This is a genomic window from Microbulbifer mixtoriginis (SeqCode) (genome assembly GCF_052467235.1).
Genome location: NZ_CP174305.1, coordinates 2703137 through 2718419 on the forward strand (window position 1 = coordinate 2703137; position 15283 = coordinate 2718419).

Annotated in this window: 14 protein-coding genes; 11 read left to right on the forward strand and 3 right to left on the reverse strand. The window is 44.8% G+C overall.

The window, feature by feature from the left end; all coding sequences use genetic code 11:
- The first annotated feature begins 68 nt into the window (after positions 1 to 68).
- The 3 genes from ACJJIO_RS11840 (at position 69) to ACJJIO_RS11850 (ending at position 2500) form a co-directional block, all read left to right on the forward strand.
- On the forward strand, positions 69 to 1559 hold the full coding sequence (locus tag ACJJIO_RS11840; RefSeq protein ID WP_444908589.1) for a rhomboid family intramembrane serine protease: 1491 nt from the start codon (positions 69 to 71) through the stop codon (positions 1557 to 1559).
- Positions 1560 to 1645: 86 nt separating this feature from the next.
- Positions 1646 to 2113: a cupin domain-containing protein gene (locus ACJJIO_RS11845; RefSeq protein WP_444883608.1), complete on the forward strand. Its 468-nt coding sequence runs from the start codon at positions 1646 to 1648 to the stop codon at positions 2111 to 2113.
- Positions 2114 to 2134: 21 nt separating this feature from the next.
- Positions 2135 to 2500, forward strand: coding sequence for a thiol-disulfide oxidoreductase DCC family protein (locus tag ACJJIO_RS11850; protein ID WP_444908590.1), 366 nt, complete (start codon positions 2135 to 2137; stop codon positions 2498 to 2500).
- 109 nt (positions 2501 to 2609) lie between these two features.
- On the opposite strand, the gene ACJJIO_RS11855 is transcribed toward ACJJIO_RS11850, so the two are convergent.
- On the reverse strand, positions 2610 to 4025 hold the full coding sequence (locus tag ACJJIO_RS11855) for a hypothetical protein (RefSeq protein ID WP_444908591.1): 1416 nt from the start codon (positions 4023 to 4025) through the stop codon (positions 2610 to 2612).
- Positions 4026 to 4190: 165 nt separating this feature from the next.
- Between ACJJIO_RS11855 and pepB the strand changes: the two genes are divergently transcribed.
- The 4 genes from pepB to ACJJIO_RS11875 all read left to right on the forward strand — a co-directional run bounded on the left by pepB (position 4191) and on the right by ACJJIO_RS11875 (position 9264).
- Positions 4191 to 5480: an aminopeptidase PepB gene (gene pepB, locus ACJJIO_RS11860; RefSeq protein WP_444908592.1), complete on the forward strand. Its 1290-nt coding sequence runs from the start codon at positions 4191 to 4193 to the stop codon at positions 5478 to 5480.
- A gap of 236 nt (positions 5481 to 5716) precedes the next feature.
- Positions 5717 to 6892, forward strand: coding sequence for a DUF3667 domain-containing protein (locus ACJJIO_RS11865; protein ID WP_444908593.1), 1176 nt, complete (start codon positions 5717 to 5719; stop codon positions 6890 to 6892).
- Between the two features lie 139 nt (positions 6893 to 7031).
- A complete protein-coding gene (locus tag ACJJIO_RS11870; protein WP_444908594.1) occupies positions 7032 to 8156 on the forward strand; it encodes a DUF3667 domain-containing protein in 1125 nt (374 codons plus the stop codon).
- A gap of 382 nt (positions 8157 to 8538) precedes the next feature.
- A complete protein-coding gene (locus tag ACJJIO_RS11875) occupies positions 8539 to 9264 on the forward strand; it encodes a CARDB domain-containing protein (RefSeq protein ID WP_444908595.1) in 726 nt (241 codons plus the stop codon).
- A gap of 29 nt (positions 9265 to 9293) precedes the next feature.
- Here the strand turns inward: ACJJIO_RS11875 and ACJJIO_RS11880 are convergent, their stop codons facing one another.
- The gene (locus ACJJIO_RS11880) at positions 9294 to 9569 is read right to left on the reverse strand and encodes a hypothetical protein (protein ID WP_444883615.1); all 276 of its coding nucleotides are present in this window, start codon (positions 9567 to 9569) and stop codon (positions 9294 to 9296) included.
- A gap of 464 nt (positions 9570 to 10033) precedes the next feature.
- Between ACJJIO_RS11880 and ACJJIO_RS11885 the strand changes: the two genes are divergently transcribed.
- From ACJJIO_RS11885 to ACJJIO_RS11895, 3 genes are all read left to right on the forward strand, one after another.
- The gene (locus tag ACJJIO_RS11885) at positions 10034 to 10981 is read left to right on the forward strand and encodes a GlxA family transcriptional regulator (RefSeq protein WP_444908596.1); all 948 of its coding nucleotides are present in this window, start codon (positions 10034 to 10036) and stop codon (positions 10979 to 10981) included.
- Between the two features lie 532 nt (positions 10982 to 11513).
- Entirely contained in the window at positions 11514 to 11948 is a 435-nt protein-coding gene (gene tnpA / locus ACJJIO_RS11890; RefSeq protein WP_444908597.1) for an IS200/IS605 family transposase, read from the forward strand.
- A 36-nt stretch (positions 11949 to 11984) separates the two neighbouring features.
- Positions 11985 to 12479 (forward strand): hypothetical protein, encoded by a 495-nt coding sequence (locus ACJJIO_RS11895; protein WP_444908598.1) that lies wholly within the window; start codon positions 11985 to 11987, stop codon positions 12477 to 12479.
- Between the two features lie 271 nt (positions 12480 to 12750).
- On the opposite strand, the gene ACJJIO_RS11900 is transcribed toward ACJJIO_RS11895, so the two are convergent.
- Positions 12751 to 13764, reverse strand: a complete 1014-nt coding sequence (locus ACJJIO_RS11900; protein WP_444908599.1) for a zinc-dependent alcohol dehydrogenase family protein — start codon at positions 13762 to 13764, stop codon at positions 12751 to 12753.
- A 742-nt stretch (positions 13765 to 14506) separates the two neighbouring features.
- On the opposite strand from ACJJIO_RS11900, the gene ACJJIO_RS11905 reads away from it, so the two are divergent.
- Positions 14507 to 15019 carry a hypothetical protein gene (locus tag ACJJIO_RS11905; RefSeq protein ID WP_444908600.1) on the forward strand — a complete coding sequence of 171 codons (513 nt, stop codon included), beginning with the start codon at positions 14507 to 14509 and terminating at the stop codon, positions 15017 to 15019.
- Positions 15020 to 15283 lie beyond the last annotated feature (264 nt).

A 15283-nucleotide genomic window follows, 5' to 3' on the forward strand; every position in this document is an offset into this window, starting at 1 on the left:
AGCCCAGGGAGAGCATCGGGCTTGAGTTGCGGTGAACAGGCGTAGTATTTTCCAAGCGGCCGACGGTGATGTCGGCCCCATCCCTGTTATTTTTATTGCAGCGTTTTGCTATTGGGCGTTCGTGCAATATCTACAAGGAACTGCCCGTGCTAATAATCCCGATCCAGAATAAACCAGACTGGCGCCGACCTCCTCTGATGTGCTTTGTGCTAATCCTCGCCAACTTACTGGTATTTATGTTCTACCAGGGCGGTGACGATGCCCGCTGGCAGCAGGCTGAGGAATATTACTTCGACAGTGACTTACCGGATCTGGAGGAGCAGCGCTTCCTGATTTATGTCAATGAGGAGCATCCCGAGTGGCGCCTGCAGATGGATGTAGAGGGCGAGGAATTTGTCTATCGGGAACTACTGTGGAATACGGAATTTCACCAGTGGCTACTGCCCAGGCTGGAACAGGAGGGGCAAACCCAGTGGTTACAGCAGCGCCAGTATTTTGCCGGGCTGCGCGACAAGATTAGCAGCATGGCCCTGGGTCTGACGCCGGCGGAACCCAGTGCGGCTGGACTTTTAGGTCATATGTTTTTACACGGCAGCTGGGATCACCTGATTGGCAATATGGTGTTTTTGCTGCTGTTTGGCTTATCGGTTGAGCTGGCGCTGGGGGGGCTTTGGTTTATCGCCCTTTATCTTCTCGGTGGCTTGGCTGCGGCTAGCCTGCATATGTTGGTTGAATCGGGTAGTTATGTACCTATGGTCGGTGCTTCTGGCGCTGTATCGGCGATTATGGGGATGTTCGTTGCTATATACGGAGTGCGGCGCTTGCGCTTTTTTTACACCATCGGATTTATGTTTGGCGAGTTCAGTGCACCGGCTCTGATGGTGTTGCCCCTGTGGCTGGGTAAGGAAGTGTTTGGCTACCTATATGGTGATGCCGGGATCGCCTATTGGGCCCATACCGGCGGCTTGCTGGCTGGATTTGTTCTGGCCTTACTGTTGATTTACTGGCGACCACCGTTAAAGGCGATGCCGCAGGAAGAAGAGGAACTACCATCCCCGCAAAAGAGCGCGCTGGCGCGCATCGATCGATTCCAGGAAGAGGGTAAGCTGCTCGAAGCCGCAGAGGCTGCGGCCTCCGCAGTACGTCAGTATCCCGACCACCTACCGCTGATACAGCGCTTTATCGAGTTGACCGCGATTAATCCCGATAGTGAGGCGTATCACCGAGCCAATTTGGCGCTATTTACCCAGGCGGCCAACCCAACAGTTGATGCTCGTATTATTTCCGACGGTTATTACAGTTACCTGCAAACTACGCAGAAGCCTCGAGCCCTAACCGCCAAAACTTGCCTGCTGATGGCGCGCCGCGCTGCTGAAGCCAAAAACTGGCCCTGGCTCGATGAACTCTTGAACAAGCTTATTGCGCAAAAAGTACAGCACCCGTTGATACCCAAATTAGGTATGACTCTGGTGAATTATTACCGACGTCTGGGCGAAGAGGGGCGCGCGCGGGAAATGAAGGCGTTAACCCAGGGGATGGAAATATCTGGACAGCCCTAGAGGATAAAAACCTGTTTATTAAAATACATTGGCAGTTAGACAGATCCCAGTAAGCATCCATAAGATCAAATTGGCAGGGGAGCCTTATGAATAAATATATTCTTAAAAAAGAACAAATCCTGGATATGGAGGGGGAGCACAAGGTGCACTTCCTCAACCCGAATGCAGTGCGCCGCAATAAATCCTTGGGAGACATGACCGGGATAAGTGGCTTTGGCTTTCACATTATTGAAATAGAGCCTGGGTACGAATCCACAGAGTATCACTGCCACAAATTTGAAGATGAATGTGTCTATATCCTGCAGGGGCAGGCTTCAGTATTCATCGGCGAAGAAAACTATATAGTGGGTGAAGGGGACTTTATCGGATATCCGGCTAATGGCCTTCCCCATGTGATGAAAAATACCGGAAACGATATTCTGCGCTGTATCGTAGTGGGCCAGCGCCTGGATCATGATGTGGCAGACTACCCCAATAAGAATAAGAGGATTTACCGTAATAAGGGGTTGCCGTGGGAACTAGTGGATCATAAAGATATCGAGCACCCTCGTTAACTCCACAGACAGAGATTCTGTATGGCCACAAAAGTACGTGTTTTCTACAATTCTGCCTGTCCGGTATGCGATGTGGGTATCCGTGCTCAGAAGAAGAAAAACACCACTTGCGGTGTGGAGTGGGAAGATGTTCACCTTGATAATGCCAAAGCACAGCAGCTCGATGTGGACCTGGAATTTGTGCGAGAGCGCTTGCACGTGATTGATACACAGGGGCACCTGCGAGTGGGTTACGAAGCATTTATAGCGATTTGGGAGAACTCTCCCAGTGAGCAGTGGAAAGCAAGGTTTTCAAAAACACCGGGTCTGCGATGGTGTCTTAACAAAATCTATAATGGCTTTGCCCGCTGCCTCTATCTATGGAATAGGGCTTTAAAGCACTGGTGAGATTGCTTCTGATTTTCTGCCGAGTGGAATAAACGGATAGAGAAAGCACGCAACCCTCTCCTGGAAACGTGCTATCGGTACAGGCTACTGACTCGTTGACCCTATGAATTTATTGGTGTGTGTTCTCTGAACTATTTAGTACTTTCCACAGAGTATCGATTTGATTGCGTAGAGTGCTGTTAGGGAATTTCTGTCTAATGAATTGCAGTAATTTCCTGGCCAGGTCTTCGCGGTTCAGCCCATCCATATATACCTGCGCCAGCAGCAGGTAAGCCGCATCCAGCTGTGGATAACTTTCTTTGTGTAGATTGTTCAATAATTGCGCCGCCAGCTGGTATTTGTGCTGTTGGTAGAGCACCTTGGCTAGGGTGTGGCGAAGCTCGGGTTTTACAATAGGGGGGGCCGGCTCGGTGGCCAGGTAAAGTTCCGCCGCTTTGTGTGGCCGGTTGAGTTGTATGAACTTATCCAGTAAATGGGGGCCGAGTTCCCGCAGGGCTTTTTGGTCCTGGGTTGCCAGTAGCAAGCGGTAGTAGCGTTCGTTGAGGACTTCATCATTGGGGTAGCGGCGCAAGCCATCTACCAGCGCCTGCCGTGCGGCTGGAAGATTCGATTCGCGCATTAAAATCTGTGCATCGGCCAAAGCGCGTGCGCGGTTGAATTCGTCCTCTTCCAGAAAGGTACTTTCGTCATCCAGTTCGGCCTGAATACCCAGTTTTTGCTGCCGCGACAGGCAGATGTAACCCATCATGGCGCTAGTCACGATATAGAAATAGGTAGTCGTGGCTGCAATCACCGGGCCCAGGGACCAGGGGGGTAGCTTTTCAATAGCAATGGCCATCAGCAGGTTGGGTGCGGCGGAAACCGCAGTGGTGGTAATCCACAACAGCCAGTAGGGCCAGCCGATAATCAAAGTGAATTGCAGTAACTTAAGTGGATTGATCGCCGCACGCAGGCTGTGTTCAAGGGCCAGTACAATCATCGCTGCCGGCGCAAATAGGAAGAGGGCAAAAGCATAAAGCTGCACGGCACCCATACCGAAAGAGAAGAGCTTGTAACCAACAAAACCGGCAATCAAGGTCATAGCGATGACTTTCAAGAACAGCGGTGCACTATTACCGTCCAGGGCATCGCCGATTCCGGGAGCTTCCAACTGGCCACTGGCAAGCCGCTCGATAACCAGCAAGTTGTAGCGGCTCACCAGGGCAACGATGCCCACCAGGGCCACGATTGCTAAAAGACCCAGGCCTGAGATTAGTAAACTAGCTGCAGCTGCCAGTGCTATGATCGCCAGGGGACCTGGTTTTAAGGCGTAGAGAAAATAAAAAATTCCCATCTGCCAAAAGGGCTTAGCACTGTTGCTGGCACCGATATACTCCACTAGATCGCGACACAACGGACACTCGGGTCCAAGGCCCTGATAGTTGGCACTGGAGCCTGGGATACATTCGCTACAGTATTTGCGCTGACAGGGTTGGCACTGCCAGGATGCATCGGCACTGGAATGGTAGCGGCAGGATTCAGCCATGAATTTTCCCTAAAAACTTTTCTTCCTGAAGGCTTATTGTGTTTCTTTCTAACAGTTTATCTGCCGTCATCGTGGCGGCGCAATCGTCGAGTATTTTTGATGTACTGTTAGAATGCAGCGTGAATCCCAATAAAATTGGCACACAAGTTTCAAAAAAGGTGTTGTATGACAAAAGCTATGCGCGTTCATTTGGTGGAAGGCACTGCAGGAGGACCCTGGGGCGAGGCGGCGTTACTCAGTTTTAATGGCAGCGAAGCTCATATCCATATTGGTGCGGCCAAAGGTGCTGCACTGGTGGCGGCGCAACGCGCGGCTCGGCGCCTCGATGGCATGGGAATCAATGAGGTGATACTCAGCGGTGAGGGTTGGGATATCGAAAGTCGCTGGGCTTTCTGGGGCGGTTATTTTAATCCACGTATCAATAATAAAATCCACTGGGGCAGCGAGGATACTGGCGAGCTAAAAGAACTGGCAGCACGTGAAAATGCTGCGTGTTGGGTCCGCGAGATTACCAATGGCACGCCGGATGATGTTTCTCCCAGGGTGCTGGCGGAGAGCGCGGCGGAAATGCTACAGAAGCTTGCCCCGAGCGCAGTTAACTATCGCATAGTGGCCGGCGATGACTTGCTGCGCGATGGTTTTGTTGGTATCCACAATGTGGGCCGTGGTAGCGTGCGCGAGCCGGTCATGTTACAGCTCGACTACAACCCTACAGGCAATGCGGATGCTGAGGTGGATATCTGTCTGGTGGGCAAAGGGATCACCTTCGATTCCGGTGGCTACAGCATTAAGCCCTCAAGCAACATGGCCACCATGAAATCTGATATGGGCGGTGCCGCTATGGTGACTGGAGGCCTCGCGCTGGCCATTGCGCGTGGTCTGGAAAAAAGAGTGAAGCTGTACCTTTGCTGTGCGGAGAACCTGGTTTCCGGCCACGCATTTAAGTTGGGCGATATTATTGAATACAAGAATGGTGTCACCGTTGAAGTGCTGAATACCGATGCGGAAGGGCGTCTGGTATTAGCGGATGGCCTACTCGCCGCAGGGGAAGATAAGCCTCGCTTTGTTTTGGATGCCGCTACCCTGACGGGTGCTGCCAAAATGGCTGTAGGCCGCGACTTTAATTCAGTCTTCAGTTTTGAAGATGAAATGGCACAGAAGGTACTGAATGCCGCAGCACAGGAGAATGAGAAGGCCTGGCGCTTGCCACTGGAGCCCTTCCATCTGGAGCAGACCCCCTCTAACTTTGCCGATATTTCTAATATAGGCGCTGACGGTAGCCCTGGGGCTTCAACTGCGGCGGCCTTCCTTGCTCGTTTTGTATCGGAGGAGGGCCGCAACTGGGTGCATATAGATCTCTCTGGCTCTTACCAGCCAAGTGCCAATGACCTTTGGGCCGCTGGTGCCAAGGGACATGGCTTGAGAACTATTGCTCGTTTCCTACTGGATAATTAATACCCAGCAATTACTGCCAAAAGCCTTGCAAAACGCGCCTAAAATTGGCGCGTTTCTATTTTTTCCTGACCTGCGCCTGTAAATTTTCACGAAATTATATTCCTTTTGAAAGCTTTAATCAGTGAACTTTCACTAGTTGAGGTTTTTTTAATTTAGCTCGTTAATTGGGACTTGGGCTCATAAATACGTTTTGTGTAATTCGGAAATTTATTTTAAATGTCGAGGGGTAATAGGTAATGAGTACTACGGCATCCGCAAATCATTCTGCTCAAAAATCAAATCGTTGTGCTAACTGCGAAACTGAACTTTTGGGACCTCACTGTTACAAGTGTGGTCAGCCGGTCAAGGGGATGGTGCGTCATTTCTCTTCCATAATTGGAGACTTTTTTGACACTCTACTGGCATTTGACTCGCGTACATGGAAAACAGTGCCGTCTTTATTCTTTCGACCTGGATTTTTAACTACTGAATATTTTTCAGGTCGTAGAGTCCGCTATGTGAGTCCTGTAAGGTTGTTTATTTTTCTTTGTATCACCAGTTTTTTTGTTACTCAGATTAATAGTGACTGGGCTATTAACTTTGGTGGCAATAAATCTGTAGTTGTGGATACGGAGTCTGCCGAAAGAGGTCTTGATCAGGCTGTTGAGAATTTAAAAGACCTCCAAAAAAAACATGCGGAAGACAATTTGGTGGTCATCAATTTAAAGGAGGTAGAGTCTGACCTTGTTGAAGAACGCATTGAAATTAAGGCGGGTTTAGACGAACTGAATACGGATCTAGATAAAGTTAATGTCAATCTGAACGGTGTTACAGGGGCATCAAAGCAATCCGAATATTTCACTAAGGATGCTATTGCTTCGGGGCTAAATGAAACTATTACCGAAATAGATGAAGAGTTTTTTCAAGTTGGCTGGCTTCCTGATTCTTTGGAAGATTGGGTTAATAAAAAAGTAGACAGTGCCCATAAAAATGTAGAACGAGTCACTGAAGATCCAAATCGACTTAAGAAAGCATTTCTGGGAGCCTTGCCTTCTACTTTAATAATCATGTTGCCAATTTTCGCCATGATGTTGTGGGTAGCTTATATCTTCAAACGTCGACTTTATATGGAGCATTTAATTGTTGCACTGCACAGTCATGCTTTTATTTGTTTAAGTATTTTAACTGCCAATCTGTTTTACAGCGCAAGCGAAAAGTTTTCTGATTACAATGTAATCTCTTCGCTTTTTGATAATCTGTTTTTTCTGCTAATTTTTTGGGTCCCCATTTATCTATTTTGGATGCAAAAGCGTATATATCAGCAGGGGTGGCTTATTACCTTATGTAAATACTCTTTTCTGGGAGGGGCTTATTTGATTTTGCTGGCCTTGGGTGCGGCTTTGACTGTTCTCTGGAGCTTGGCAGAGCTTTAGTGCTAGTTTTTAGCTATTCGTGAAATAAAACAAATTGATCAGTGGTTAGTATTTTTTGGACGTTCTTCACATAATAAGATGCAAAGAAGTAGAACGTTTTTATGGTTGATACCTAGAAGTAGAAAAAAGGATAGAGGTAATGAGTTGTTCAGAAACAGTGGAGCATATAAAAGGAAGTGTTGCTGAATGTGCAAACTGCAAGACCGAACTTTTGGGGCCACACTGTTATTCTTGTGGTCAGCCTGTAAAAGGAATGGTGCGCCAATTTTCTAACATAATCGGGGATTTTTTTGACACATTACTAGCGCTTGATTCGCGTATAGTACGCACTCTGGCGCCTTTGCTGTTTCGTCCTGGTTTTCTAACAGTCGAGTATTTTGCTGGACGGCGGGTACGTTATGTCAGCCCAGTACGTTTGTTTATTTTCTTATGTATAACAACCTTTTTTACAATTCAGCTTAGCACTGATTGGAAGGATTATTCATCTGAGAATGATGAGACTGTGGTTGAGGAAGTATCTGATATAAAGCAGCCCCTTGATGAAGGGAGAAATACTATATCAGACACATCAAATCAGGATGTCGAGACTGAGTTTTTGCCGAATGAGGCTCCAAAGAAAAAAGTTGGTGAAATAATCGATGAATTTCAGAGGGCTGAGCCCAAATTGGTAGTTGATATTTTTGATAGTGAAGAGGATGATCATTGCAATGTAAAGGTTGGTGGAGCTTGCTGGGATAACAAAGCGGAACGCCCAAGATTTTCAGGTGTACCACAATCCCTGGTGGATAGCGTGGCTGAATTCTTGCTAAAGATCGAAAAAAATAGTGATCTAGTTGAAGCTGATCCCAATCGTTTCAAGAAGATTTTTCTTGGCTCTTTACCTTCCACACTATTTATTATGCTGCCTATTTTTGCATTCATGTTATGGGTGCTTTATCTGTTCAAGCGAAGGTTATATATGGAACACTTAATTGTTGCATTACATAGCCATGCATTTATTAGTTTGGCACTATTACTGACGACTCTTCTACTTAATGTTCAGGGTTGGTTTGGCGGTTATCCATGGGTTGAGCAGATCACGTGGAGTTTAATATCTATCCTTGTCTTTTGGATACCTGTATATCTTTTAATCATGCAAAAGCGTTTATATAGGCAAGGTTGGATTATGACTTTGATTAAGTATTCTTTCTTAGCTGTTGTGTATCCGCTAATGCTTTCAATTGGAGCTACATTGGCAGTTTTATACAGCGTCGCAGAATTTTAGTATTTCCTGTTTATTTTCGGATTTTCTCACTCAGTAGTAATTAGGGTGCTAGGGTATTAAAAATACACGTTTAATACCCTTGATTATAAGAGGATAAGTTAATGTGGATGGATTAGGATATATGCTTTGTATCTTGGTTATATTTACATTTCTCTAGCGCTGAAGTGTCTTAATTATAAAACTGAATTTAAAATTAAAAAAATCATGATAAATAAGAGAGCTGCAACTGTTTAAGATTAAATTCCGCCAATATTTTCCAGCTATATATAGATATTCCATAAGGTCGCTTTACAATCTCTCCAGCCAATAGAATGTAGTTTTTATTTGATATGTGGTTGAAGGGTAAAATAGTTAGTAAAAAAAATACTTTATGGAGGGTAACATGTTGAGACTGATAATCAGTTTTTTAGCTAGTTTACTGACTTTGATTTTTGCGATAATCAGTTATGCAGATCCGATTCAGGATATAAGTATGCAGAACTATAATGCTGGTTGGTACCCTAACTTCTATCAAGGTCAGGGTCCATTTACCTGTCGTAGAACTTGTGCAATTTGGGTCGGTGCTACATCAGAATCTGAACTGACAAAGGAGATGACAGAGGAGTTTGAACAAACCAATGTTTGTAAAATCACTCGCAATCCAGAGATTATTGAAAAGCCATATGATGAACCATTGGCCCATTGGTTATATGGTAATCAATTTGACGACGAAGCTAATTGTTATGCGGGTACACCCTTTGGAGTAATTGAAGATGATCACTACATGTGCTTATGTGTATGTGATAAACCAGACCTGATCGTGAGCAAAATTCATGATCCAATCTGGGACTCTGGTTCAGGGCAATCCCTGATTGCTGTAGATATCACCAATGTCGGGCAAATGGCAGCTGCCGCAAGTTTTGCTCGCCTGATCGATCCCGATACTTTGGCCAATGATGTTCAAGCAATCCCAGCCTTAGCCGTTAGTGCGACGATAACCCTCAACTTTACCTTGAATTATTGGGTATTTGATCCTGATGCGGTGCTGGAAGTGACCGCAGACTATAAAAACATCGTGGAGGAATGCGATGAAACTAACAATACGCAGATTTATAAAAAGCAAGGTTAAAGTATATCTTATTAGTGTTCGACAATAAATTAACGAGCTAGGTGAACATTAATTACCTCACAGTTCTCCTTACCTACTGTAGCCGTTGGCATACCACCACCCTTGATATTGATATCGGACTTTTTGGGGATAATGATGTACATACGATGATAGTTACGTAATACGTAGTCTTTCTTGTTTGCGCTCAACCAAGGGTATTCGTTTGCAATGGCGGCTACCCCCCTTGCCAGGGCAATACCATCGGTACAATTATTTGGTGTGGTGGTGGCCATAACCATGGCTAGTAGGGCAGATGAAAAGAGCATAAATCTTGTTCTTTGGCCGAAGTCGGGGTAATCGAGGCACTAAGCTGTCACTCGGGAAGTATAACTAAGTCGGCTACAGAGCTGTAGTGATCTATACCAGAGTTTTGTCAATCTATACTCTCTCACAGCAGAGTGACAGGTCTATACCGGTCACTCTGCTAAACCTATTTTCCCTCATGAATTCTCAACTATCCCCATACGGATTTCTTTGCTTTGCAATATCTCCATTTGATTATCCACTTCGACGGTTCTCTGTTGAAACTATAAAAGGAGAAATTTGAAGGAATGAGTACTTATGAATAGCGAATATCTGTGGCTTGCGACACGAGTACATAAGATGGCATGGAAAATGAAGCTGTTACCCACAGCGTATTTTGCGTTGCAATCGGCATGTCTGTTTTTGTCGTAATTGCGTCTTTTGTGACATTTCTAGAGGAGTAGAATAGGTACAAGGAGGAATTGCTATGAGCAAAAAGATTGGTTTTTTCATTGCCGATGGTTTTCAGGCCCTGGACTTATTTGGCCCCTTGGATGCATTTATGGAGACTAACAGTTTTATCAGTGAGGCCTATTCTTGCTATTTATTAGGTTTGTCTTCAGGGGTTGTTGAAACAGCGTATGGACAATCCCTTTCTGTAGACTGCGATATCTTTGAATTACCACAAGTCGATTACTTGGTCATTTGTGGCGGTGTTGGAATGCGGCAATTGGAACTGAGCTCGAAGCAACTCAATGCTTTGAGGCTGATAGCTGAAAGTGCCCGTAGGGTAATGAGTATCTGTACCGGTGCTTTTATTCTGGCAAAGATTTTTCCTGAACAGAGTCATAGAGTTACTACACATTGGCGACATTGCCGAGAATTGGCACAACAGGCAGTTAATTATCAAGTAGAAGAAGACCCGCTGTTTATTGAAAGTGAAGGAATCTGGTCTTCCGCCGGTGTTTTATCCGGTGTCGACCTAGCCTTAGAGATCATCCGCAGAGACCACGGCAATACTATTGCTGCGAGTGTTGCCAAAGAACTGGTGGTCTACTTACAGCGCCGTGGTGGTCAGGCGCAGTACTCAGACTTATTACAGGTACAATCTGGCGATAGCATGCGTCTCAACCCATTGCTGGAGTGGTTAGCTCAAGATTATCAAAAACCTATCAGTGTCTCCGATATGGCCGAGAGAATATCTATCAGTGAGCGCCAGTTAACTCGCTTGTTCAAGCGTCATTTACACAGCACGCCTAGCCAGTATTTAAATCAAATTCGTCTCAACCGGGCGCGGGACCTGATTACTTGCGAGTCCTTGAGCTTGGAGCAAGTAGCTCTAAGAGTGGGCTTTTCCAGTTACGATAGTTTTCGCCGGGCCTTTCACCTTCAGTTTGGGGTCTCTCCCTCATATTTCAGCCGGAATCAAGCATAAAACAAAGATTATTTTTAATTATCTACTTGTTATTTTTTTCATATAAAGCCAACACACTTGAAACTGAGAAGGTTAGTTTGTGGAAGGAAGATATACAGTAATTACAGAAGTTAATTGAAACACATCATATAGATCCGCTTGTTAATGTTGATAAATATGAATTCTATGAGCAAATTCATAATCTACTTAAATCTCTGCCAGATATGAATGAAGCAGAAGTAGAGGTGGGAATAATGCGTTTAATGCGTAGTATTGGCAAAGTTTCTTTATGGCACTGGCATTATTGATGGACAAGATGAGGTGACTTACCAGTTTTTAAAAGATGGTAGATCTATCTCAATGAAAGTGCACTCTGTGCCTATGGAAAAATTTGGTGGGTTGAGCACACAGTATCCGGTTTTGGTTCCTGATATTAATTAACACACTGGTAAACCACCGCCTCTGGCGGTGAGACTTGACAAGGCTCAGCCGTTCCGGCGTGCAGAGTAAAAATATGGCCTCCATGAACGGGCAAGTTCTAGAAGGAGGCCATATGCGAGATTGGCAGTGCCAAGCTCACGTGAAACATTATTGCAGGTACCACGTGGTATTTGTGCCCAAGTATCGAAAGAAAGCGTTATTTGGGACATTGAGGCGGGAGATTGGAGCAATATTCCGAGACTTATGTCGTCAAAAGGGCATTGAGTTAGTCGAGGGGTACGCAATGAGGGATCACATTCATATGCTGTTAATGATTCCTCCGAAGTTTAGTGTTTCCAATACGGTTGGGTTTCTGAAAGGAAAATCTGCGATCCAGATATTTCGGAAGTACAAGCATGTACAGAGAAATTTCATAGGAAGACACTTTTGGGCTCGGGGTTACTGCGTGAGTACAGTGGGGCTTGATGAGCAGATGATTCGAGAGTACATCAAGAATCAAGAGGTCGAAGAACGCCGGCAAGAGCAGATTCAACTAGCGGGGTTGTAACTAGCCCCTCTGGGGGCTTTCACCATACCACCCGCTATGCGGGTGGTTGCTGATTATTTTAATATCGACTTGTCTGGTATCCGCCTGGCTTTACTAAGAAAGTACGACGCAGTTTACGTGGACTTTGATAGTTATCCAGATTTACGTGATCTTCAAGAACAGTGTGAGAATATTGTTGATATCGTACGTGATAGTAGAGTTCAGAATCTTGTTATCGATTTTCGAGATAATCATGGCGGAAATTTTTACGCAGGATTGGCTCTCTCTTCCTGTATTCAAAATTTGGATCAATTCGATTGGCGCAATGGTATATATGTAATGATTGATGAAGGTGCTCAATCAGCAGCGATGAGTAATGCGGCCCAGTATCAGCAAATTCTCAATACCAACTTGGTGGGTACTCCGACAGGCGCCGATCCTAATATAGCCTCTGAAACTAACCGTTTTAAGCTTAAAAACTCGAAGAGAGATAAGTATTGCCAAGCGCTATTATCGCTTTATTCAATCTCCTACCGATGCGCTATACCCTGATTTTCCGATGACGACAAGCTGGCGTGACTATAAGCAGGGTAGGGACGGAGTACTATTACAGTTACCAAATCATATTCAAGAAAAGGATCGTGAAAGTTAGGTAAAGTCATAGTAAATATTGACTTTCATTGTACTGAAAAAAATAATACACTGCACTCGAGATTTTATTAGGTATCAATACTCATTGAGCGTATCCATGAGTTTATACATAATAAATGCCGGTAGCAGTGCATTACTCATTTTCTAGGGAATAGCTCTTTAAAATAAACGATTACCACTCCACACAAATCTTACCAAAGTGCGAACCGCTGGTTTGATACTCAAAAGCTTCCTCAAGATTGGCAAACGGAAATGTCTTATCGATAACTGGATGCACTGTGTTGCTTTCCAATGCCGCAACATAATTCTGCTGTTCACGGCGATTTCCCACAACCAGCCCTTGTAGGCGTGCTTGTTTTCCCATCAGTAATGCTGTTGGGACTTCTCCCTCTCTGCCAGTTAGCACCCCAATGAGAGAAATGTGCCCCCCCACCCTAACTGACTGAATGGATTGTCCCAAAGTGGCGGGCCCACCCACCTCGATAATATGATCGGCCCCTTTGCCATGGGTTAACTCCAGTACTTTTTCTGACCACTGTGTATGGGTTTTGTAATTAATCCCGTGAGTTGCCCCCAGCTTCTTGGCGCGTTCTAGTTTCTCATCGGAGGATGAGGTCACAATTACTTGGGCGCCCAACATATTGGCAATTTGAATTACGGCAATAGATACGCCGCCAGTACCAAGGGTTAAAATTATATCTCCTGGTTTAACCTTGCCATCGCTGACCAAGGCCCTCCAGGCCGTGAGGCCCGCTGTGGTAATAGTGGCAGATTCAGTATGACTCCAGCCCTTGGGTGCCAGGGTAAATGCAGTGGCATCACGTACTACATGCTGGGCTGCCATTCCATCAATGCCATCTCCGGGTGTATTGGCGAAGCCCCAAACACTGTGGCATGCCGGCCCTGCCTGCCATTGGGGGAAAAAGCAGGAAACCACGGAATCACCGATCTTAAATTCGGTGACACCCTCACCAACGGCCTCAACTGTTCCTGCACCATCAGACATTAAAATACGGCCATCTTCGGTAGATATACTGCCGTCGGCAACCAGCAAATCATGGAAGTTGAGCGAGGATGCGCCAATGGCAACACGGATCTGCCCAGGCCCTGGCTTGCCGGGGTCATTAATTTCGCTCAGAGAGATATTTTCAAGACCGCCAGGTGCTTTTAGCGTCAGTGCTTTCATTATGTTCTTCCTTTAATCTTAAGAGCCTTTGTTTTCAGGCCTTCTAGCCAATCTTGATGGCCATTAATCATAGGATTAGGTTGGGTTATCACTAATTCAATGGCAGGCAACCGATTCTGTGCTTCTTATCTGAGGATATTGTTAACCAGGCGTGCTGAACATCCATATCAAGCTGCAGGTGCTGACTATTGTTTAACTGGTGCAGTATATCCTACATAGCGCGCTTCAACCGGAAATCGAGAATTTAAAATATACTTTGTGTACCTTTACTTAATTCAGGTCCCTGCCCATTCTGGAATTGGACATTTATAGAGTTAATAGGCATGGAGTAGTGGCCGCCCATCAGTTATAGCTGGCTTTGAGATAAAATTTACCTAGAGCAATGGTTATTGGGTAATCCTGAGAGAAGCTCTGAACCAGATTATTTTACTCATTGTGGTCTAGGTAATGTTGATGACGGTCAATCACTTTTCTCTGCAGAGTTGCCAATATATTCTTTAAGCTCACGACTCTTCTGTATGGCGTTGAAGGGGTCATAGGGCTATATACTTCAAATTTTTATTCATTATTCTCTATGAGAAAATCTTATATCTAACTGAAGGTTTAAGTGCTTGCAATATATTTATTTGGGTGCTTAAAAGGTCTAGAAATTAAAAGTTATTTGAATGGAAAGAAACTGGCGTTATTTTCTGCTGCTATAAGTATTTAGTTGGTATACGTCTCTGGGAAACTGGTATAGCTCATGACAAAGACTTTTAATGGGAATAAGTTATTGATAGCGCTGATTGTAACTTTATCTGTAGAAAATTTTGCGTATTCTGAGAGTTACGATACGGGCGATGAGCGTGATTGGTTGTTGAATGCAGAAAATGATAGAGGTCGCTTTATTTTGCTGCAAAATTATCTTGGTGGTTTTTCTGTTTCCATGTGGGAAGTAGGGGATCGTTACAAAACCATATATTCGGCACTTCAGAATGAGAACTTTGACCTAGCTATATATCATTGGAAAAAAATTAAAGCTGTCATTGAGAATGGTTACCTAAAACGTCCTGCCCGGAGGGCAAATTCGGATGCAATTTTTATAAACTCAACATATGAAGCTGTACTTAGTGCATTTGAGACCAGGGATATAAAAAAAGCCTGGCAAGGATTTTCCAATGCCCGCTCTGCATGTATGACATGTCATGTCGCCGAAAAAATACCTTGGATGAATGATCAAAATTTATTTAGAGATACTGCTGTTTCAAATAACTGAATACTATTTTTAATGGTTTACTGAGAGGATTGAGCACCCTACTTGAAATTACAACACTTTGACTAGTTGTTAGGAGTAGTCTTGATATAGATCTATTCATAATAGTTCAGGCTTCTAATCGCTCTCTATCAGTGGTGAATATCATCCGCTGTAAAAGTTTTTATGACCTTCTATGTTTCTTGGAGATTTTGGTGGTGATGGCGGATTAATAGTTTGATGTTTGAATTTACTGGGCTTTAGAAAAGGTGTGATATATCGCTAGCT